Here is a 20246-nt window from a genome sequence, read left to right as displayed (position 1 = left end):
GCTCAGCCACATACACGGGCGCCCACCCCGATCGGTTCAAAACTTGTTCCCACCGATCCGCGACACGCCGGCCCGGATCAACCACCCGCGCGGATTTCGGTGTGAGAATCAAGTGGCACAGCTGTTGGCTGACGGGAAGTCAAGGAGGATCCGGTGGCGGAGAACGACCCGGCGCACCTGGACCTGCTCGGCCGGCTCGTGCGGCCGGCGCCGCTGGCCGACTTCGCCGCGACCCTGTGCCGCTGGCTCCAGGACGCGCACGACGCGGCCGCCGAACTGCAACTCCACCGCCGCTCCAACCACCGGGGCGGCTGGAGCAACAACACCAGCTTCGGCACCGACCGCTACCAGTACCTGCTGGCCACCGCCGCCTCACTGGCCAACGACCTGCCCGGCCTGGAGGTCGACTCGGCGTTCCAGTCGGTGCTGCTCAAGCTGCCCGACGCCGGCGTCTACCAGATGCAGGTCGCCTCCGGGCCCGACGGCTCGCTCGCCCAGGCCAGCGACCTGCGCCGCGACCTGCTCACCACCAGCGGCGACCCCGGTCTGCTCTCCCGCCGCGACATCTGGCTCGGCCAGCGCCAGCTGCTGTTCCTGATCTGGTCGGGCACCGAGGACGCCGGGCTGACCGGCGCGTGGATCGGCCAGGGCGAGCTGTACGACAACCACATCGACTGGGACTGGAAGGCCAACCTGGTCGAGGTCGCCGACAGCGGCCAGGTCGGGCCTGTTCCCGCGCCCCGCCGGGCCGGGCAGCTCGACCCGACGATCTTCGACGTGCCGGAGCCGGTCCTGCCGATCCGGCCCCGGTCCCACCGACCAGCCGGCTCGACCGACTGATCACCAGCACACAACGCCATCCGCAGCACCGTCACGTTCCGTACTGGACCACCATGGGTCCAGCCGTACCGCCATGACCGCAGGGAGCCTTGTCGTGATCTCGGACGCCTTCGCCGTGGCGCGGGCGTTCGACCCCGCGCGGCTCACCATGGCCCGGGAACTGGCCGGCCTGCGCAAACGCGAGCTGGCCGAGTCCATCGACCGCACCGCCGCGGCCGTCACCCAGTACGAACTGGGCCAGTCACGGCCCAGCGGTGAGACCATCGAGCGCTGCGCGCGGGCACTGGACGTGCCGGCCGGGTTCTTCACCACCGGGCGACCGCATCTGCGGCTGGACACCGCCCACGCCCACTTCCGGTCGCTGCGCGCGACCACGACCGTCGGGCGCCAGCAGGCGCTCGCGCACGTCGAGCTGCTGTGGGAGATCACCGACCAGCTCGACCGGGTCATCGAGCTGCCCGCGGTCGAACTCGGCCTGCCGCTGGGTATCCCGCCCGGCGACCCGGCGACCACCGCGCGGCTGACCCGCAAGGCCTGGAACCTGCCGACCGGTCCGATCGTGCACCTGGTGCGCAACCTGGAGGCCAGGGGGATCGTCATCGCCCGGCTGCCGGCCGTGGACGCCGAGACGATCGACGCGTTCTCCGCCGCGCCGCACACCCGGCCAATGATCGCCTTGTCCCACAAGGGAAATCCGATGCGCCGACGGTTCTCCGTCGCTCATGAGCTCGGGCATCTGCTGCTGCATCCCGACCCCGCGCCTGGCTCGGGCCACCATGAGCGCGAGGCCAACGCCTTCGCCGCCGAGCTGCTCATGCCGGCCGCCGAGATCGCTGATCTGCTGCCCCGCCCGGCCGACGTCGCCACGCTCAAGGACGTCGCCGACGGCTACGGCGTGTCCGTCACCGCCATGGCCTACCGGGGCAAGGACCTCGGCCTCTACGGCGACTCGGCCGTGCGCCGTGTGCTGGCCACCATCACCCGCCTTGGCTGGCGCACCGACGAACCCGTCCGCGCCGACTATCCCGGTGAGGAACCGGAACTGCTGGCCCGCGCGGTCGAGCTGGCCGCCGCCCACGGCCTGCCGCTGCCCCGGCTGGCGGACAACCTGCGCATCGGGCTGCCCCGGTTGCGCGCGCTGATCGGCCTGCCCGACCGGCGCCCGCGTCTGCGCCTGGTCCAGGACTCACCCGAGGCGGGGCACGACCAGACCTGACTCGTAGGCGGTGACCACCGCCTGCGCCCGGTCCCGCACCTCCAGCTTGCGCAGCACCCGGCTGACGTGCGTCTTCACCGTCTCCTCGCCGACGACCAGCCGGCCGGCGATCTCCCCGTTGGACAGCCCTGCGGCCAGCAGCCGCAGCACCTCGGTCTCCCTCGGCGTCAGCTCCGCCAGCGCGGGCGAGGGCGGTCGGGGCCGCAGCCGGGCGAACTCGCCGATCAGCCGGCGGGTCACGCTCGGCGCCAGCAGCGCCTCACCGGCCGCGACCACCCGCACCGCGTCGAACAGCCGCTCGGCGGTCACGTCCTTGAGCAGGAACCCGCTCGCGCCCGCGGTCAGCGCGTCGTAGACGTGTTCGTCGAGGTCGAAGGTCGTCAGCATCAGCACCTTCGGCGGGTCCGGGGCGTCGAGCAGCCTCCTGGTGGCCGAGATGCCGTCCAGGACCGGCATCCGCACGTCCATCAGCACCACGTCCGGTCCGGTCGCCGCGCACACCGCCAGCGCCCGCGCGCCGTTCTCGGCGACCCCGACGACCGCCAGATCGTCCTGTGTGGCCAGCAGGGCGGCGAACCCGGCCCGCACCACCTCCTGGTCGTCCACCACGACCAGCCTGGTCGTCATACCGGCAGCACCGCCTCCACCAGGAACCCGGTCACCGGCGCGGCTCCGGTGCGCAACGTGCCACCGACCATGTCCACCCGCTCACGCATCCCCACCAGCCCGTGCCCGCCGGTGTCGCCGGCCGGACCCGGTCCGCTGTCCCGCACCGCGATCCGCACCGCGTCGTCGCCGTAGTCCAGCGTCACGTCCACCGCCGCGCCGGGGGCGTGCCGCCGGCAGTTGGTCAGCGCCTCCTGGACCAGGCGGTAGGCGGTCAGCTCCACCCCGGGATCCAGGGCGGTGACCGGGCCGCGCACGATCAGCCGGGTGCTGGCGCCGCCGGCGTGGCGCATCTCGTCGAGCAGTTCCAGCAGCTGCTGCAACCCTGGCTGCGGTGTGCGCCGCGTCGCGGTGTCCGGTTCGGCGTCGGCGCGCAGCACGCCCAGCAGCCGGCGCATCTCGGTCAGCGCGGTCCGCGCGGTGTCGCCGATCTCGCGCAGTCGCCGGGCGCCCTCCTCGGGCAGACCGGCGGTGGTCAGCCGCGCGGTCTCGGCCTGGACCGAGATCATCGAGATGTGGTGGGCGACCACGTCGTGCAGCTCGCGGGCGATCCGCGCCCGTTCGCCGCGTGCGGTCAGCTCCACCAGCGCGTCCTCCACCTCGCGGGCGGCCGCCGTCCTGGCCGCCGCCGCGCGGCGCACCCGCGACCACCGCCGCCGGCCCAGCAGTGCCCACACCACCACCGCGCCGACCAGCCCGGCGGTGAGCGCCCCGTGCAGCACCACCGACAGCACCGCCATCGGCGTCAGCACCGCCGCGACCGCCCCGGGGTGGGTGCGGGCGAACACCAGCGGCACGGTCGCGAACACCGCCACCAGCAGCGCCACGGCCAGCTGTCCGTCCGGGCGCAGCACGGCCTCGACCACTCCGGCGACCCCCAGCAGGGTGCCTACCACGGCGAACGGGTTCACCACGTCATTGTCCCCGGCCGGTGCGGTGGTCCGCGTCCCCCGCCGCGACCGCCGTCGTCCCCCACACGGGGGACGACGGAAACGGCTCCGGCGCGGGACGACTCCCCCGGCCCGGGTTCGTAGTGTTCCGGACCATGCAAGCCACCATCGAGGTCCGCGAGCTGCGGAAACGCTACGGGCCGACCCTGGCCGTCGACGGGATGTCGTTCACCGTCAGTCCCGGCCGGGTCACCGGCTTCGTCGGCCCCAACGGCGCCGGCAAGTCGACCACCATGCGGATGATCCTCGGCCTGGACCGGCCCGACGAGGGCAGCGCCCTGGTCGGCGGCGTTGCCTACCACCGGCTGCCCAACCCGCTGTGCCAGGTCGGCGCGCTGCTCGACGCCGCCGCCATCCATCCCGCCCGCACCGCCCGCGACCACCTGCTGTGGCTCGCGCACGCCGGCGGCCTGCCGGCCAGGCGGGTGGACGAGGTGATCGAACAGGTCGGGCTGACCAGCGCCGCGCGTCGCGCGGCCGGCGGCTTCTCCCTCGGCATGCGCCAGCGGCTCGGGATCGCCGCCGCGCTCATCGGCGACCCGCCGGTGCTGATGTTCGACGAGCCGGTCAACGGCCTGGACCCCGAAGGCGTGCGGTGGATCCGCGGCCTGCTCGGCTCGCTGGCCGGCGAGGGCCGCGCGGTCCTGGTCTCCAGCCACCTGATGAGCGAGCTGGAAGGCAGCGCCGACCACCTGGTGGTCGTCGGCCGGGGCCGGGTCATCGCCGACCGGGCGGTGGCCGACCTGCTGGCGGCGGCCTCCGGCGGCCAGGTCCTGCTGCGCACCGCCGACCGGATGGCCGCGATGACCGTGCTCACCCGGGCCGGCGCGACCGTCGCGGCCACCGACCGGGACGCGGTGACCGTGTCCGGTCTGCCGGCCGAACGGATCGTGGCGTTGCTCGGGGAGGCGGGGGTGTCCTTCTCCGGCATCGCCGAGCACCGCGCCTCCCTGGAGGAGGCCTACATGGAGCTGACCCGTGACGCCGTCGAGTTCGGGGAGGTGTGATGTCCTACCGGAGCACGATGTCCGGCCGGGCCACCTTCGCCGGGCTGCTGCGCGCGGAGTGGACCAAACTGCGGTCGGTGCGCCGCTGGGCGCTGGCGCTGGGCGCGCTGGTGGTGCTGACCGTGCTGGTCGCGCTGCTCAGCGCCGCCGGCTCCAACCGGGTCCGCAGCGACGACGGGGGCGGGGGCGGACAACCGGCGGTCGTCGACAACTCGGTCCAGGACGGCGGGGCGTTCACCCACCGGACCCTGACCGGTGACGGCACCGCCCAGGCCCAGGTCACCGCCCAGGACGCCAGTCACGAGTGGGCCAAGGCCGGGCTGATGCTGCGCGCCGGTGAGGCCCACGGCTCCCCCTACGCCGCGCTGGTCGTCACCCCCGGCCACGGCGTCCGTCTGGTGTCCACGGTGGACGACGAGATCGCCGGTGGTACCGGCGGCGCGCCCCGCTGGCTGAAGCTGGAACGCGCCGGGCCGACGGTCACCGGCTACGAGTCGGCCGACGGGACCGACTGGCGCCAGGTCGGCTCGGTCCAGCTCGACGACCTGCCCCGCGACGTACTCGTCGGGGTCTACGCAGGGTCGGCGCAGCGGGTCGAGGTGGTGCGCCAGTTCGGCGGCGAGTCCGTCGACGGGCGCATGACCACCGGTCGCGCGACGTTCGCCCAGGTCACGGTCACCGGCGAGGGCACGGACGAGTGGCGGACCAGGGACGGCGAGCCCGCCGACGTCGCCGGCCAGGTGACGCTGACCGGCGAGGGGGACCTCGGGCCGGACCTGTTCGCCGAGGACGTCACCAACATGACCCTCACCGGGATCCTGGTCGGGCTGATCGCCGTGGTGGCCGTCGCGGTCCTGTTCGTCACCGCCGAGTACCGCCGGGGCATGATCCTCACGACGTTCGCCGCCACCCCACGCCGGGGCCGGGTCCTCGCGGCCAAGGCCGTGGTGCTCGGTGGCGCCACCCTGGTCGCCGGGACGGTCGCCGCCCTGACCGCCTACCTGATCGCCACGCCGATCCTCGCGTCCAAGGGCATGCCGACCCGCTCGCTCGGCGATCCCGAGGTTCTGCGCGCGGTCCTGGGCACCGGGCCGATGGTGGCGGCGATCGCCCTGTTCAGTCTGGGCGTGGCGGCCCTGTTCCGACGCAGCACGCCCGCGATCGCCGTGGTGCTGCTGCTGTTGCTGGTGCCCCAGATCGTGGCGACCGGGCTGCCGGTGGCGGCCGCGGTGTGGCTGGACCGGCTGACCCCGGCGGCCGGGTTCGCCATCCAGCAGACCGTGACCCGCTACGACACCGCGATCGACCCGCTGCCCGGGTTCGCCGTGCTGTGCTGCTACGCGGCCGTGGTGCTGGCGCTGGCGGCGTGGCGTCTGCGTAGGCGGGACGCGTGAGGCACGCGCTGCGCGCCGAGTGGACCAAGCTGCGCACCCTGCGGTCCAACTGGTGGCTGGCGGTCGCGGTCGCGGTGTTCACCGTGGCCGCCAGCCTGACCACGATGTCCACAGTGGACACATCGAACTGCCCGACCCCGGCCGGCTGCCTGGAGGACGTCCCCGAACTGGCCCTGAGCGGGGTGTGGTTCGGCCAGATCGCGGCCGTACTGCTGGGCGTCGGGGTGATCGGCGGCGAGTACGGCACCGGGCTCATCCGGTCCACCCTGGCCGCCCGCCCCCGCCGCCACCAGATTCTGGCCGGCAAGGCCGCCGTGGTCACCGCGACCGTGTTCGTCGCCGGCACCGTCGGGGTGCTCGGCGCGCTGCTCGCCGGCCGGATCATCCTGCCCGGCAAGGGCTTCACCGAGGACAACGGCTACCAGCCACTGTCGCTGGCCGACCCGGCCACCCTGCGCGCGGCCACCGGCACCGTCCTCTACCTGACCCTGATCGCGCTGCTGTCCCTCGGCATCGCCACCGCCGTGCGGGGCACCGCCGCCGCGCTGAGCACCGTGCTGTCGATCCTGCTGATCACCCCGCTGCTGGTCAGCATGATCGGCGACCCCACCTGGCACGAACGCCTCGACCGACTCACCCCCACCACCGCCGGGCTGGCCATCCAGGCCACCACCGCCCTCGACCGGCTGCCGATCGCGCCCTGGGCCGGGGTCGGTGTCCTGGCCGCCTACGCCGCCGCGGCGGTCGCGACCGGCTGGTGGCTGCTCACCCGCCGCGACCAGTGACCTGGAGATCTCCCGTGTTCCGCCGCACCTTTCTGCCTGCCCTGCTGCTCGTGCTGACCGCCGCCTGCTCCAAGGAGCAGATCGTCCGGGGCACCCCGGTCGACCAGGTCATCGACGAGAACTGGCCCTCGGGCACCGACGGCGTCGTGGTCCTCGCCGACGGAACCGACCTGCTGACCTGCCGTGGACTCGGCTTCGCCGACCGCGAGGCCCGGACCCCGTCGGGCTGCGACACCGTCTACGACATCGGCTCGATCACCAAGGCGATCACCGGCACCGCCATCCTCAAGCTGGAGGCCATGGGCGCCCTGGACGTCGACGACCCGATCTCGGCCCACCTCGGCCCGGTCCCCGCCGACAAGCGCGACCTCACCGTGCACCACCTGCTGACCCACACCGCCGGCCTGCCCGAGTCCCTCGGCGACGACTACGACCCGCTCACCAGGGACGACATGATCGCCGCCGCGCTGCGCGCCCCGCTCACGACCGTCGGCGAGTACCGGTACTCCAACGTCGGGTTCAGCCTGCTGGCCGCGATCATCGAGAAGGCCAGCGGCCAGGACTACGAACGGTTCCTCGCCGAGCACCTGTTCACCCCCGCCGGCATGACCGCCACCGGCTACGTCCTGCCCGACCGCGACCCCACCCGCGTCGCCGTCGAGTACGACGAGCACGGCCAACCGCGGGGCAGGCCCTACGAGCACCCGTGGGCGGCCGACGGCCCGTACTGGAACCTGCGCGGCAACGGCGGACTGCTCAGCACACCGCGTGACCTGTACCGCCTGCACGTCGCCCTCACCGGCGACACGATCCTCGACGACCGGGCCAAGGAACGACTGTTCACCCCCAGGGTCGACAGCGAGGACTCCCAGGCCGGCTACGGCTGGAGCCTGCTGGCGCTGGGCGACGACCGGGTCGCCGCGCACACCGGCGGCAACGGCTGGTCCTACGCCGCGTACGCCCGGTTCCTGGGCTCGGGCCGCATGGTGTTCCTGGTCGCCAACCACGGCAGCGCCGCCCTGGAGGACAGCGTCGTCGACCTCACCAGCGCGCTCGCCACGGTCGAGTACCCGTAACAGGGGCAGGCTCACGGCGCCGCCGCGATGGACGATGGTCAGGTGATCAGCACAGCCACCGACCTGGGCGGCTTCCTCCGCAGCCGGCGCGAACGCCTCACCCCGGACACGGCCGGCATCCCGCCCGGGACGACCCGCCGGCGCGTCCCTGGCCTGCGCCGCGAGGAACTGGCCGACCTGGCCGGCGTCAGCCTCGGCTACTACACGCGCCTGGAACAGGGGGTGAGCGCCAGCGCGTCGGACGCCGTCATCGACGCGCTGGCCTCGGCCCTGCGCCTGGACCCCGCCGAACACGACCACCTGCGGGTACTCGCCGCCCCCCGGCGGCCGAGCCGGCCGCCGGTGCGGCGGTCCGTCCTGCGGCCGGCAGTGCGGGACCTGCTCGGCGCGCTGCCCGGCACCGCCGCGATCGTCATCGACCACCGCACCGACGTGCTCGGCTGGAACCGGCTCGGGCACGCCCTGCTGGCCGGGCACCTCGACGCCGCCGCCCCGGACTCGCCGCACCGGCCCAACCTCGCCCGGCTGCTGTTCCTCGACCCGCACCACCGGGCCCTGTACCGCGACTGGCCGGCCAAGGCCCAGGTCACGGTCGCCGCCCTGCACCAGGCCGCCGCCAGCCACCCCGGCGACCCCGGGCTGGAGCGGCTGGTCGGCCAGCTGGCCCTCGACAGCGCCGAGTTCGCGCGCCTGTGGGCCAGGCGACCCGTCCGCACCTGCGCCTACTACCTGCGCGAACTCGACCACTCGGTTGTCGGCCGGCTGACCCTGCACAACGAGACCGTCACCCTGCCCGACGACGACCAGCGGCTCGGTCTGTTCCACGCCCCGCCCGCCAGCCCGTCCGCCGACGCCCTGCGACTGTTGGAGAACACGTGAGGATCGTCGTTGTCGGCGGCGCCGGCACCATCGGCCGGCGGCTCGTGCCCGTGCTCCGCGCCCGCGGCCACAACGTTGTCACCGCCGGGCGGACCACCGGTGAGCTTCGCGTCGACCTGACCGACCACGCCAGCGTCGAGGCCCTGTACCGGGCGGCGGGCCGGGTCGACGGCGTGGTGTGCGTCGCCGCGCACGGCGCGCCCGACGAGTTCCGGACGCTGACCGTGGACGCCCTGCGGGACAACCTGGCGGCCAAGTTCCTCGGCCAGGTCGACCTGGTGCTCACCGGCCAGCACCAGTGTGCCGACGGCGCGTCGTTCACGCTGACGTCCGGGATCTTCGCCGACCGGCCGTGGCCGGGCGTCACGGGCGGCGGTGTGATCAGCGGCGCCCTGCACAGTTTCGTCCTGTCGGCGGCGATCGAGCTGCCGGCCGGGATGCGGGTCAACGTCGTCAGCCCGACCCTGGTGGCCGACTCCGTCGACACGTTCGACTTCGCCGGCCTGCGGCCGGTCGGGATGCCCGAGCTGGTCGCCCACTACCTCGACTGCGTCGAGGGCGACCGGACCGGCGGGATCGTCCGCGCCTACGGCTGAAGCAGGCTCGTCAGCAGCCGCGTCCGCAGATCCTCGTCGGGCGCGGGTTCGACCAGCACGTCACGCAGCCGCTGCTGCTGGCCCCGCAGCTCGGTCACGGCCGCCTCGGCCCGCTCCCGCAGCCGCCCGATCTCCCCGTCGGCCTCGCTGCGCCGCCGCGCCAGCTCGGTCCGCGCCTGCGTGACCTGGTCCCGGAGCTGTTCCAGCTCGGTCGCGGCGCGCCCGGCGGCCTCCTGTGCCCCGGCGCGTACCTGGACCAGCTGGGCCTGGGCCGCCTCCGCCCCGGCGCGCAGCTCGCTGACCCGCGCGGCGGCCGTTCGGACCTCGGCCTCGACGGTCTCCACCCTGGCCCGCAGCAGGGCGTTCTCCGACTCGGCGACCTCGGCCCTGGCGCGCTGGGCGGTGGCGTCCTCCTGGACGGCGCGCAGCCGCGTCGACGCCTCCTCGGCGCGCTGTCCCTCCGTCACGGCGATGCCCTCGGCGTGGGCCCTGGCCAGCTCCGCCTGCTTGGCCGCGTCCCGGGCCTCCTTCGCCTCGGCGGTGGCCTGGTCGCGGACCGCCCGGTGCCGGCGGACGTCGGCCTTCGCCTCGGTGATCGCCTCGGTGGCCGACTGCTCGGCGGCCTGGGCGGCCGCCACGGCCTGCCGGGTCTCGTCCTCGGCCGCCTCCCGCAGGCCGCGTTCCGTGGCGGCCTGCGCCTCGGCGGCGGTGGCCCGGTCGGTCGCCGAGGTCACCTCCTCGGCGAGCGTGCCCTTGAGGGCCTCGGCGAGCGTGAGCAGTTCACGCAGCGGGTCGACCAGCCGCCCCGCGGCCTCGGAGAAGCCCGACGTGGCGTCGGTGACCGGGGTGGTCTCCGCGCCGAGTGCCTCCACCAACGCGTCCTGCGCGGCCGCCAACTGCTTGCACGTGCGGCCCCCGGGCCAGGCCCGGTCGGGGCAGTAGGCGAACGGCCGGCCGCCTTTCGGCCCCGGCCCGGGCAACGGGGCCCGGCACCGACTGAACCCACACAATCCCGACGCGTCGAGCTGCACTTCCAGCATGATCCACAGTCTAGTAGAGGGTTATATATCTCGTAACTCGGGTTAGAGATTGTTCAACCTCAACATAACTTAGCTACAGAACTGTGCTTTTGTAGCTAAGCTGGGGGACGTGACGATCCTGGGTGGAAACGACCTCGTGCCGGCCGACGACCAGGGCCCCTGGCCCGCCGTCGCGCAGCCACACCGGCTGCTGGGCGAGATCACCGACTGGCTCAGCGGCTACGGCAACCACGCCACCCGCCGCACCTACGCCGAAGGACTGGGCCTACCCACCAGCCCCACCGACCTGCGCGAGTGGATCACCACCCCCGACGGCGACTGGGCCGCCGCCATCACCGCCTACGCCGCCCTGGTCACCACCGCGACCCGACCGGCCACCCACGCCCCACCCCCGGCCCCCCGTGGCCGGTTCCGCCCACTGCACTGGTTCCGCTGGTGCGCCAGCCGGGGCATCGACCCCCAGGCCGCCACCGCCACCCACGTCAAGACCTGGCTCGCCGACCTCGACACCGCCGGCGCCGCGCCCGCCACCCGCGACCGCATGCTCGCCACCGTCAAGGCCCTCTACACCCACCTCGCCGACACCGGCCTGGCCGCCGGCAACCCCGCCGCCCTCAACCGCCGCCGGCTCGGTCTGGTCGCCCCGACCGGCAGCACCGCCAGCACCGTCGTACTCACCACCGGACAGGTCCGCGCGCTGTTCGCCACCGCGTCGGCCACCCGCCGGGGCGCCAGCCTGCTCGACACCGCCCGCGCCACCGCCGTCGTCGGCCTGTTCACCCTCGGGCTGCGGGTCAGCGAACTGTGCGCCCTGGACCGCGACGACCTGCACGTCACCCGGGGCCGCCGGGCGCTGCGGGTCAGCGGCAAAGGCGGCAAGAACCGCGTCGTCTACCTGCACGAGACCGCCGAACGCGCCCTGCTCGGCTACCTGCGGCTACGCGACCACACCAGTACCGAGACCGCCCCGGCCACCCCGGACCGCACGGCCCCGCTGCTGATCACCCGCACCGGCGGGCGCTACCAGCGCCAAGGCGTGTGGCAGCTGCTGCGCCGGATCGCCGTCGCGGCCGGCGAACCGCTGCGCGACGTCGCCGACGCCATGCACCCGCACGCGCTGCGCCACTTCTACGTCACCACCGCCGTCGAGGCCGGCGCGCAGCTCGTGCACATCCAGGCCGACGTCGGACACACCAGCGTCGACACCACCGAGCAGGTCTACAACAACGCCGCGCGCGACCCCGGGCGCAGCGCCGTCGACCTGGTCGGCGACGCGCTCAGGACGTGACCGGGGCGCGGACCACCGCGTCCAGCTCGACCTCGCACCCGTAGGGCAGCTCGGCGACACCGACGACCGTGCGTGCCGGCCGGGGGTGGGCCCACAGGTCGATGAACTGGTCGTTGGCCACGTCACGCAACGAGATGTCGGTGACGAAGTAGGTCAGCTTGACCATGTCCTCCAGGCGGGCGCCGACGTGCGCCATCCGCTCCTTGAGGTTCTCGACCGCCGCGTCGAAGGCGGCCCGGCCGCCCTTGACGACCGTGCCGTCGGGCAGCAGCGGCAACGAGCCGGACACGAAGACCAGGCCGCCGGCCACGACCGCTGGGCTGTACGGGTGATTCGAATCGCTCACGCCGGACACCGTAGCCCGGGGAGTCGCTACCGGAGGCCGGCCACGCCTGGCTAGGCTCCAGGTGTGACGCTCGACAACGAGCTCGCGACGCGTGCCCGGCGCGGTGAGCCGGACGCGGCCGCGCAGCTGCTCGCGCGGATCCGCCCCGGCGTGCTCCGCTACTGCTGGGCACACCTGGGTTCGCTCGGCCGTGGGGACGTCTCCCCCGACGACGTCGCCCAGGACGTCTGCCTGGCCGTGTTCGAGGCGCTGCCCCGCTACCAGGACCGCGGCCTGCCGTTCACCGCGTTCGTCTACCGGATCGCGGCCAACAAGGTCGCCGACGCCCACCGCGCGCCCGCACTGCGCACCGTGGAGACCATCCCCGAACGCGCCGACGAGCGGTGGAGCCCCGAGGACAAGGCCGTGCACGCCGACCTGTCCCGGCGTCTGCTGCCGCTGCTGGACGACCTGACCGAGTCCCAGCGCGAGATCATCGTGCTGCGGGTGGCCGCCGGCCTGTCGGCCGAGGAGGTCGGCGCGGTCATCGGCAAGACCCCGGCGGCGGTGCGGATGGCCCAGGCCCGCGCGCTCGCGCGCCTGCGCGAGTGGGTGCGCGCCACCGACGGGGTGATCGTGTGAGTGTCCGACTCCCGCCCGGGGACCCCCGCCGCGACGACGAACTGTTCGACCGCCTCGGCCGCGGCGAACCCGTCGACGGCGGCGAGGTGGAGCGGCTGCTGTTCCACTGGCGTTCGGCCATGCCCTCGGCCGGCCCGACCGACGAGCGGCTGCTGGACGCGGTGACCGCCGCCGTCGCCCGCCCGTCGCGCGACCGGGGGCGGTGGCGCCGGGCCGGCGCGACCGTGGCCGCCGCGCTCGTGGTGACCTGCGGTGGGCTGACCGCCGTCGCCGCCCAGGCCGGACCTGACAGTCCACTGTGGCCGGTGACCGAGCTGGTGTTCGGCGGTATCGCCGAGTCCCGGGTCGCCCTCGAACGCGCCGACGGCGCGCTGCGGGACGCCAGGACCGCCGTCGACCAGGGCCGCATCCCCGACGCCACCCGGCTGCTCGCCCACGCCGACCACCTGGCCGACAAGGTCGACGAGCCGACCGCCGAACGCATCCGTGAGGACGTGGCCGAGCTGCGCGAACGCCTCGGCCCGGCCGGACGCTCGTCGAAGGCCACCCGCAACGCCGGTGTGCACACCTCGAGCGTCGCCCCGGCGACCAGCACCACCGACGAGGACGAGGACGAGGACGAGGACCGGCGGACGAACACGGCCCCCGACGATGACGACGCGCCGAACGCCGCCCAGCCCTCCGACCGCCCGTCGTCCACGGGCAGGTCCAAACCGAGCAAGCCCTCGTACAGCAGTCCGGACCCGTCGACCACGCCCTCCCGGGGCAACAGCGGCGGCAGTGGCGACGACGACGACGATGACGACTTCGGCGGCGACCCGGACGGGATGACCGGACGCTAGGCCGTACGGCGTAACCGAACTACACCGTTCGTGCGCACTTCACCTGATGGCCGTTGCACGGATGCCCCCTGGCCGATTCACGTGCGTCCGACGTCAGTGCTCTCCCCCCAGCACGACGTCGTGTGGTCGAGCCGAGAATGGTCCTACCGCCCCGTTGGACCGGCTCGACGTCGGTGGTGTCCTTCCCGGCAACCCCACCCGGGAAGGACACCACACCTAGCCGACCGGCGTGACCAGCGTGCCGTCGGTCAGGAACCGCGTCAGGTTCGCCAGCGCCAGCTCCCCCATCGCCTGCCTGGTCTCCCGGGTGCCGCTGGCGATGTGCGGGAACAGCACCACGTTGTCCAGCCCCAGCAGCTCCGGCGGCACGGTCGGCTCGTCGGCGTACACGTCCAGCGCCGCGCCGGCCAGCCGCCGCTCCACCAGCGCGGACACCAGCGCCGGCTCGTCGACGACGCTGCCGCGCGCCACATTGACCAGGTACCCCTGCGGCCCCAGCGCCGCCAGGACCTCCGCCGAGACCAGGGCGCGCGTCCCGGCGCCCCCGGCGGCGGCCACGACCAGCACGTCCACCTCGCGGGCCAGCGCCAGCGGCGAGGGCGCGTAGGCGTACGGGACGCCGGTCACCTCGTGGCGCGAGTGGTAGGAGATCGTCATGTCGAACCCGGTCAGCCGGCGGGCGATCGCCCGGCCGATGCGGCCAAGACCCAGGATGCCGACCCGCCGGCCGGTGACCTTCGTGGTCAGCGGGAACGTCCAGCCGCCGGAGCGGACCAGCCGGTCGGCCGCCGACAGGCCGCGCAACACGTCGATCAGCCCGCCGACCGCCAGGTCGGCCACGCAGTCCGACAGCACGTCGGGTGTGTTGGACACCAGCACTCCCCGCGAGCGGGCCAGGTCGAGGTCGATCGCCTCGTGGCCGACGCCGAAGTGCACCACCGCGCCCAGCCGGGGCATCAGCGCGAACTGCTCGGGCGTGACGCCGTGGCGGGAGCTGGTCATCACCGCGACGACCTGGTCGCCGTGGGTGGCGAGGTAGTCGGGGTGTTCGAACAGCCGCACCGGTTCATAGGGCTCCAGCGCCCGTTCCAGCGACTCCTGCAGTGGGCACACCTGTACGACGGTCCGCGCGTTCATGGTCACCATCGTGGCGCAGTGGGGTCGAAGCCCGGGTACCGGCGCCGGTAGTAGCCGGTGTCGTCGCGGGTGGTGTATCCGCAGGTGAGGTACTGCTCGTGCAGGCGGGCGAGCGCGTCGCGGTCGAGTTCGACGCCCAGACCGGGGCCGGTCGGGACCGTGACGGCGCCGTCGGTGAAGCCCAGCACGCCGGGCTCGACGACGTCGTCGGCGGGGTCCTTCCACGGCCAGTGCGTGTCGCAGGCGTAGGTGAGGTTCGGGGTGGCGGCCGCGAGGTGGGTCATGGCGGCCAGGCTGATGCCGAGGTGGGAGTTGGAGTGCATCGACAGGCCGAGGCCGAACGTCTCGCAGGTGGCGGCCAGGCCGGCGCTGCGGCGCAGCCCGCCCCAGAAGTGGTGGTCGGACAGCACGATGCCGACCGCGCCGGCCGCCACGGCCGGACGCAGGTGGTCGAAGGCGACCACGCACATGTTGGTGGCCAGCGGCATCGGGACCTCCCGGGCGACCCGCGCCATGCCGTCGATGCCGGCGGTGGGGTCCTCCAGGTACTCCAGCACCCCGGCCAGCTCCCGGCCGACGCGGACGGAGGTCGGCACCGACCAGGCCGCGTTCGGGTCGATCCTCAGTGGACGGTCGGGGAACGCGGCGCGCAGCGCGTGGACCGCGGCGATCTCCTCCTCGGGCGGGAACACCCCGCCCTTGAGCTTGAGCGCGCCGAACCCGTACTCGTCGACCAGCCGGCGGGCCTGCGCGACGATCCCGTCGGGGTCCAGCGCGGCGCCCCACTCGTCCTCGGTGTCGCCGTGGCCGGCCCACTTGTAGAACAGGTAGGCGCTGAACTCGACGCGGTCGCGGACCGCCCCGCCCAGCAGGTCGGTCACCGGGCGGCCGGTCGTGCGTCCCTGGATGTCCAGGCAGGCGACCTCGAACGGCGAGAGGACCCGGTCGGCGGTGGCGGCGTTGACCATGCCGGCGGTGCCGTCGCCGCCGGGTCCGCCGGCCGGCAGGGCCGCGATCCGCCGGGCGATCCGGTGGACCTGCCACACGTCCATGCCCCGGATCGCGGCGGCGGCCCGGTGTAATCGGTCGAGGTGCACGGCGTCGCCGTAGGTCTCGCCGAGGCCGAGGACCCCGTCCTCGGTGAGCACCTCGACCACCGCGCGCAGCGCGAACGGCTCGTGCACGCCGACGGCGTTGAGCAGCGGCGCGTCGCGGAAGGCGACCGGCGTGACGCGGACCTCGCGGATCGGGTCACCGGGCATGGCGTGGCGCCTTCGCCGGCTCGGGGCGGGTACGCGAGACCAGCCGCCACCCCAGCCAGAACGAGCTGACCAGGGCGAGCCCGGCCACCAGCGGCGCCTTCACCTCGGCCGGCGCGTCCAGCTGACGCAGCGCCAGCGCCAGCAGGATCAGCACCGGGCCCTGGATGACGAACGCGGGGAACGCGGCCCGGGAGCAGGCTTTCGCCAGCCGGCCGTTCTGGGTGAGATGGCGTTGGGCCAGGCCCAGCAGCCAGATCGAACCGGTCACCACCAGGATCCCTTCGACGATCGCGGTCGCGGCGGCCTGCCAGGTCCAGCCACCGAGGAACGGTCCGATGTCGGCCGCCAGGTCGGTGATCCCGACGGCGATACCCAGGATCGGCACCAGGCAGACGGTGATCACGGCGATGGTGGTCGAGGAGCGGCGGATCTTCTCCGGCACCTCCCGCGCCCACCCGTGCCGCGCACAGATCAGGCCGAGGACGAACATGAACACGCACTGCGGCCACTGCCACAGGTGCAGGTCGAAGATCTGGCCGCTCTTGGCCGGGAACACCAGGCGCACGAGGAACGAGGTGACCGCGATGCCCAGCGCCATCACCATCAGCAGGCCCATGCCCGGCGGCGGCGCGTCCTCGTCGGGCGGGGACAGGGTCCGCCACACCGCGTAGACCAGGGAGAAGATCAGCAGCACGAACGCGAACCACAGCGACCCGGCGTCCAGCAGCGGGTACCGGTGGGTGACGACCCACCAGACCGACTCGTCGTGGCCGGCGACCCGGTAGGCCAGCCACATCGTCAGCGGCCACACCAGCAACGCCGAGGCGGCCCAGGGCAGCCCGAGCCGCAGCAGGCGGTCGGCGGTGAAGCGGGACAGGCCCTTGCGGCGCAGCGAGGGCGGCGTGAACAGCCCCGCCAGGAAGAAGAAGCCGCCGATGACGAACAGCCCGGACGGCCCGATCAGCGCGGCCAGCACCAGCTCGACGCCGGGAGCGAAGGACACCTCGTTGACCTCGTCGTAGGGCCACCCGCCGACGGTGGTGTAGCCCAGCAGGGCGTGTGCCCCGATCACCCAGGCCACCAACGCGGTCTTCACGTTGTCGACCTGAGGCAGTCTGCTTCCGCTCACCCTTCGACTGTCGCCGACATCCCCGGATCTTGTCCACTCCAGCAGGGCCGCACCACCGGGCGTTTCCCGCGGCTGGGCACGGGTACCCACGCACAGTGGGTCGGCAGGGTCAGGCCCGCCACGAACGCGCGATCGTGCCGCCGCCGGTCGGGTGTGATGATCATCGCTGTGCGACAGGCTCAGTCCTCGCCCAGGGCGGCGGTGATCGGGTCGGCGCGCAGGCGTTGGCCCTGCTCGAAGTTCCGCAGTTCGGCGGCGGTCAGGGTGCGGCTGACGATCGGTGTGCCGGCCCGCTCCGGGGTCGTGACGAAGGCCGTCGAGCCGATGGTCAGGACCGCCCCGGGCACCGGTCGCAGAGCGGCCAGCAGCCGGGCGGCCGCTCCAACCGGGACCTCGGCGGTGGCGCCGGTGCGCCGACGCCACCAGCGCCGCCACGGGCGCCGGCCGGCCGAGAGCAGCTCGATGTCCCCGGCGACCTCGCGGAACGCGCGCTCGAACGTGGCGACGGCGGCGGGGTCGTCGGTGTCGAGGTAGTGGAAGCCGTGGTCGGCGGACCTGGCGAGCCGGGCGATCTCGCGGCCGGCGGCCAACTCCCCCGGGTTCGCACCGGCGACCGAGATCACCGCGCCGGGGACCTCGCCCAGTTCCGGCCACTCGGCGGAGTGGCCCGGCACGGTGTGCTCGGCCAGCCGGCGCGCGGACTCCGGGTCCAGCGGGCCGAGGGCGACGGTGCGGAACGGGTCGGGCCAGTCCGGCGCACGTGAGGTGACCAGCACGTTCACCAGGTCGCGGTCGAGCAGTACCGGCCAGAGACGGTCGCGGACGGTCGGATAGTCCGGGGCGCCGTCGACCACCAGCAGCGCCGGGCCCTTGGGCCGGGTGATGGCACGCAGCTGGTCGTCGGCGAAGCGCGCGGGGGTGGACCACAGCACGTGTTCCCAGCGGCCGCGGTGGGTCCGGACGAACCGGGCGGCCAGCGCGGACTTGCCGATCCCGTCCTCACCGGTGACCACGGCCGCGCGGTCGGCGAACAACGCCGTGTGCAGCCGCGCCAGCTCGCTTTCCCGGCCCACGAAAGGATCCGTCGTGGGAGGCGGGCGCCGCACGTGGTTGGGCCGCACCAGCCCGGTGTGCGTACCGTCCAGGGCCGCGCGGAGCCGGTCGGCGGCCGTGGCGAGCGGGACACCGGTGAGGTCCACGGCCGGCAGGTGGCCGAGCGGACGCGGGTAGGACGCGGGCCGGTCGTCGACGTGCACCGGCAGGAGCGGGGTGCCGGTGCGGTGCGCTGCGGCGACGGCCTCGGCGAGAAAATCCGGCCCGGTTCGGGAGAGCAGCACCACTACCTGTTCCGCCGCCCGGGTTTCGCGGTCGATGATGGTGGCGACGTCGAGGAAGTTCGCGAGCCCGTCCTGGAGCCGGGACACCGGGTGCCCGGTGTTCCGCGCCACGTCCGCCACCCAACCCGACCATGACTCGTCGACGCGGGAGTTCACGATCAGCACGTCGGCGCCGGTCACCCCCGGATGATGTCATCCCGACGGGTCGGCGGTCACGTACCCGGTCACCTCGGTTCGCGTCCGGTGGTGTAAACCCGAGCGAGTGGCAGTGGAGCAGGGAATGGATGCAGGGCAGGTTGTCGCGGGTCGGTACCGGCTGACCGAGCGACTCGGTGGCGGTGGCATGGGCGTGGTGTGGCAGGCGCATGACGAACGGCTTCGGCGGACGGTCGCGGTCAAGGAGGTGTTGCTGCCGCCCGCGTTGGACGAGTCGCGGCTGGGCGAGATCCGCCGCCGGACGATGCGCGAGGGCCGGATCGCGGCGAAGTTGCACCATCCTCAGGTGATCGCCGTCTACGACGTCATCGAGGACGACGACCGCCCCTACATCGTGATGGAGTACCTGCCGTCGACGAGCCTGTCCCAGGTGCTGTCCGAGCGGGGAACGCTGCCGCCGGCCGAGGTCGCGCGGATCGGTGCGCAGGTCGCGGCCGCGCTGGCCGCCGCGCACGCCCGGGGCGTGGTGCACCGCGACATCAAGCCAGCCAACATCCTCGTCGGTGAGAACGACACGGTGAAGTTGACCGACTTCGGGGTCTCGCGGGTGGTCGAGGACGTCACCGGGACCAGCACCGGCACGTTCGTCGGCACGCCGGCCTACCTGGCGCCGGAGGTGGCCCGGGGGCAGGACGTGACCTTCGCCGCCGACGCGTACTCGTTGGGCGCCACGCTCTACACGGCGGTGGAGGGCCGGCCGCCGGCCGGGCGCAGCGCGAACCCGATGCTGTTGCTGCACCGGATCGCGTCCGGGGAGTTCACGCCGCCGAAGAAGGCCGGCCCGCTGACCGGGCTGCTGACCAGCCTGCTGGCCGCCGATCCCGCGCAGCGGCCCAACGTCGCCGAGGTGAGCGCACGGCTGTTCGAGATCGCCGAGGGACGGGAGGTGCCCCCGGTCGCCGTACCAGCCGCCGTGCCCGTGGCCGCACCCGCCCCGGTCGCCGCGCCGGAGCCGGCGACGGCCCCGGCGGCTCCCGCCGACCCGCCGCCGGCCGGGCGGCGGCGGTGGCGCCCGATCCTGGCGCTGGCCGCGTTGTGCGTGGTGGTGGCGGTGACCACGACGCTGATCACCCTCAACGCCACCGGCAACGATGATCCGCCGGCCGACGAGAACGCCTCCGGTCAGGCCCCCAACGTGCCGGCGGCCTCCGACGACCCGCCGGCCGGAACCGACGAGGACGAACCGTCCACTTCGGACAACCAGACGTCGGAGCCAGCCACGCCGCCGACCTCGGCGCAGGCCCCGGCGACCTCCGGCGCGCCCCCGGCCAAGGAGACGCCCGCGCCGCCGGCCGACCCGGCCTCGGCGATCACCTCCTACTACGCGCTGATGCCCGGCGGCCTCGAACAGGCCTGGACCCGGCTCACGCCCAAGTTCCAGACCTCACCCGCCGGCGGCTGGAGCGGCTACACCGGCTACTGGGGCACCGTCGCGTCCGTGCGGGCCTCGGCGGCCAGCGGCCAGGGCTCGACCGCCGAGGTGACGCTGGACTACGTGTACAAGGACGGCCGCCGGATGCGGGAACGCCACCGCTACGGGCTGGTCAACCAGAACGGCACCTGGCTCATCGACACCGTCACCCACCTGTAGGCGGCTCAGCCGGGTGGGCGAGTAGCTC

At 73.8% G+C, this 20246-nt stretch carries 20 protein-coding genes; 12 read left to right on the top strand and 8 right to left on the bottom strand.

Annotated elements, in window-relative coordinates; all coding sequences use genetic code 11:
• Positions 1–153: 153 nt before the first annotated feature.
• A complete protein-coding gene (locus BLA60_RS30295; protein ID WP_075136438.1) occupies positions 154–840 on the top strand; it encodes a hypothetical protein in 687 nt (228 codons plus the stop codon).
• A 94-nt stretch (positions 841–934) separates the two neighbouring features.
• The gene (locus BLA60_RS30290) at positions 935–2056 is read left to right on the top strand and encodes a helix-turn-helix domain-containing protein (RefSeq protein ID WP_162293031.1); all 1122 of its coding nucleotides are present in this window, start codon (positions 935–937) and stop codon (positions 2054–2056) included.
• Here the strand turns inward: BLA60_RS30290 and BLA60_RS30285 are convergent.
• Positions 2027–2683, bottom strand: coding sequence for a response regulator (locus BLA60_RS30285; RefSeq protein ID WP_075136437.1), 657 nt, complete (start codon positions 2681–2683; stop codon positions 2027–2029). The two genes, BLA60_RS30290 and BLA60_RS30285, sit on opposite strands and share 30 nt — an antisense overlap.
• Positions 2680–3633, bottom strand: a complete 954-nt coding sequence (locus BLA60_RS30280) for a sensor histidine kinase (protein WP_075136436.1) — start codon at positions 3631–3633, stop codon at positions 2680–2682. The genes BLA60_RS30285 and BLA60_RS30280 overlap by 4 nt, the downstream gene beginning before the upstream one ends.
• Before the next feature lie 134 nt (positions 3634–3767).
• Between BLA60_RS30280 and BLA60_RS30275 the strand changes: the two genes are divergently transcribed.
• From BLA60_RS30275 to BLA60_RS43755, 6 genes are read left to right on the top strand one after another with little or no spacing between them, the layout of a single operon-like run.
• Positions 3768–4679, top strand: a complete 912-nt coding sequence (locus tag BLA60_RS30275; RefSeq protein WP_075136480.1) for an ABC transporter ATP-binding protein — start codon at positions 3768–3770, stop codon at positions 4677–4679.
• The gene (locus BLA60_RS30270) at positions 4679–6073 is read left to right on the top strand and encodes an ABC transporter permease subunit (RefSeq protein ID WP_075136479.1); all 1395 of its coding nucleotides are present in this window, start codon (positions 4679–4681) and stop codon (positions 6071–6073) included. The genes BLA60_RS30275 and BLA60_RS30270 overlap by 1 nt, the downstream gene beginning before the upstream one ends.
• Positions 6070–6858 (top strand): ABC transporter permease, encoded by a 789-nt coding sequence (locus BLA60_RS30265; protein ID WP_075136435.1) that lies wholly within the window; start codon positions 6070–6072, stop codon positions 6856–6858. Before BLA60_RS30270 ends, BLA60_RS30265 begins: the two co-directional genes overlap by 4 nt.
• A 14-nt stretch (positions 6859–6872) precedes the next feature.
• Positions 6873–7934, top strand: a complete 1062-nt coding sequence (locus BLA60_RS30260) for a serine hydrolase domain-containing protein (RefSeq protein WP_075136434.1) — start codon at positions 6873–6875, stop codon at positions 7932–7934.
• A 42-nt stretch (positions 7935–7976) separates the two neighbouring features.
• A complete protein-coding gene (locus BLA60_RS43760; RefSeq protein ID WP_245812226.1) occupies positions 7977–8813 on the top strand; it encodes a helix-turn-helix domain-containing protein in 837 nt (278 codons plus the stop codon).
• Positions 8810–9409 carry a short chain dehydrogenase gene (locus tag BLA60_RS43755; RefSeq protein ID WP_075136432.1) on the top strand — a complete coding sequence of 200 codons (600 nt, stop codon included), beginning with the start codon at positions 8810–8812 and terminating at the stop codon, positions 9407–9409. Before BLA60_RS43760 ends, BLA60_RS43755 begins: the two co-directional genes overlap by 4 nt.
• Here BLA60_RS43755 and BLA60_RS30245 read toward each other — a convergent pair.
• Positions 9400–10449 carry a coiled-coil domain-containing protein gene (locus BLA60_RS30245; RefSeq protein ID WP_154814724.1) on the bottom strand — a complete coding sequence of 350 codons (1050 nt, stop codon included), beginning with the start codon at positions 10447–10449 and terminating at the stop codon, positions 9400–9402. The genes BLA60_RS43755 and BLA60_RS30245 overlap by 10 nt on opposite strands.
• Before the next feature lie 109 nt (positions 10450–10558).
• On the opposite strand from BLA60_RS30245, the gene BLA60_RS46305 reads away from it, so the two are divergent.
• On the top strand, positions 10559–11737 hold the full coding sequence (locus BLA60_RS46305) for a tyrosine-type recombinase/integrase (protein ID WP_075136430.1): 1179 nt from the start codon (positions 10559–10561) through the stop codon (positions 11735–11737).
• Here the strand turns inward: BLA60_RS46305 and BLA60_RS30235 are convergent.
• Positions 11727–12083, bottom strand: coding sequence for a RidA family protein (locus BLA60_RS30235; protein WP_245812225.1), 357 nt, complete (start codon positions 12081–12083; stop codon positions 11727–11729). The genes BLA60_RS46305 and BLA60_RS30235 overlap by 11 nt on opposite strands.
• Positions 12084–12146: 63 nt before the next feature.
• On the opposite strand from BLA60_RS30235, the gene shbA reads away from it, so the two are divergent.
• Together shbA and BLA60_RS30225 are read left to right on the top strand one after the other, a co-directional pair.
• Positions 12147–12704 (top strand): RNA polymerase sigma factor ShbA, encoded by a 558-nt coding sequence (shbA, locus tag BLA60_RS30230; protein WP_075136428.1) that lies wholly within the window; start codon positions 12147–12149, stop codon positions 12702–12704.
• Positions 12701–13546 carry a hypothetical protein gene (locus tag BLA60_RS30225; RefSeq protein WP_075136427.1) on the top strand — a complete coding sequence of 282 codons (846 nt, stop codon included), beginning with the start codon at positions 12701–12703 and terminating at the stop codon, positions 13544–13546. Before shbA ends, BLA60_RS30225 begins: the two co-directional genes overlap by 4 nt.
• A 216-nt stretch (positions 13547–13762) precedes the next feature.
• Here the strand turns inward: BLA60_RS30225 and BLA60_RS30220 are convergent, their stop codons facing one another.
• From BLA60_RS30220 to BLA60_RS43750, 4 genes are all read right to left on the bottom strand, one after another.
• Entirely contained in the window at positions 13763–14683 is a 921-nt protein-coding gene (locus BLA60_RS30220) for a 2-hydroxyacid dehydrogenase (protein WP_075136426.1), read from the bottom strand.
• Positions 14684–14685: 2 nt separating this feature from the next.
• Positions 14686–15945: a glucarate dehydratase family protein gene (locus BLA60_RS30215; protein ID WP_075136425.1), complete on the bottom strand. Its 1260-nt coding sequence runs from the start codon at positions 15943–15945 to the stop codon at positions 14686–14688.
• Positions 15935–17074 carry an acyltransferase family protein gene (locus BLA60_RS44335; RefSeq protein ID WP_162293030.1) on the bottom strand — a complete coding sequence of 380 codons (1140 nt, stop codon included), beginning with the start codon at positions 17072–17074 and terminating at the stop codon, positions 15935–15937. Before BLA60_RS44335 ends, BLA60_RS30215 begins: the two co-directional genes overlap by 11 nt.
• Before the next feature lie 179 nt (positions 17075–17253).
• Complete coding sequence (locus BLA60_RS43750) at positions 17254–18591, bottom strand: AAA family ATPase (protein WP_075136423.1); 1338 nt, start codon at positions 18589–18591, stop codon at positions 17254–17256.
• Between the two features lie 100 nt (positions 18592–18691).
• Between BLA60_RS43750 and BLA60_RS30200 the strand changes: the two genes are divergently transcribed.
• A complete protein-coding gene (locus BLA60_RS30200) occupies positions 18692–20218 on the top strand; it encodes a serine/threonine-protein kinase (protein WP_075136422.1) in 1527 nt (508 codons plus the stop codon).
• Positions 20219–20246 lie beyond the last annotated feature (28 nt).

The sequence above is a fragment of the Actinophytocola xinjiangensis genome (assembly GCF_001921215.1).
Lineage (GTDB): Bacteria > Actinomycetota > Actinomycetes > Mycobacteriales > Pseudonocardiaceae > Actinophytocola > Actinophytocola xinjiangensis.
The sequence above is the reverse complement of the archived record's forward strand: the minus strand, read 5'-3'. Positions and strand labels throughout refer to the sequence as shown.

Excerpts from the sequence above, each read along its gene's own strand:
- BLA60_RS30285 (WP_075136437.1), bottom strand. The coding sequence starts at position 2,683 with ATGACGACCAGGCTGGTCGTGGTGGACGACCAGGAGGTGGTGCGGGCC.
- BLA60_RS30275 (WP_075136480.1), top strand. The coding sequence starts at position 3,768 with ATGCAAGCCACCATCGAGGTCCGCGAGCTGCGGAAACGCTACGGGCCG.
- BLA60_RS30270 (WP_075136479.1), top strand. The coding sequence starts at position 4,679 with ATGTCCTACCGGAGCACGATGTCCGGCCGGGCCACCTTCGCCGGGCTG.
- BLA60_RS30245 (WP_154814724.1), bottom strand. The coding sequence starts at position 10,449 with ATGCTGGAAGTGCAGCTCGACGCGTCGGGATTGTGTGGGTTCAGTCGG.
- BLA60_RS30220 (WP_075136426.1), bottom strand. The coding sequence starts at position 14,683 with ATGAACGCGCGGACCGTCGTACAGGTGTGCCCACTGCAGGAGTCGCTG.
- BLA60_RS30215 (WP_075136425.1), bottom strand. The coding sequence starts at position 15,945 with ATGCCCGGTGACCCGATCCGCGAGGTCCGCGTCACGCCGGTCGCCTTC.
- BLA60_RS30200 (WP_075136422.1), top strand. The coding sequence starts at position 18,692 with ATGGATGCAGGGCAGGTTGTCGCGGGTCGGTACCGGCTGACCGAGCGA.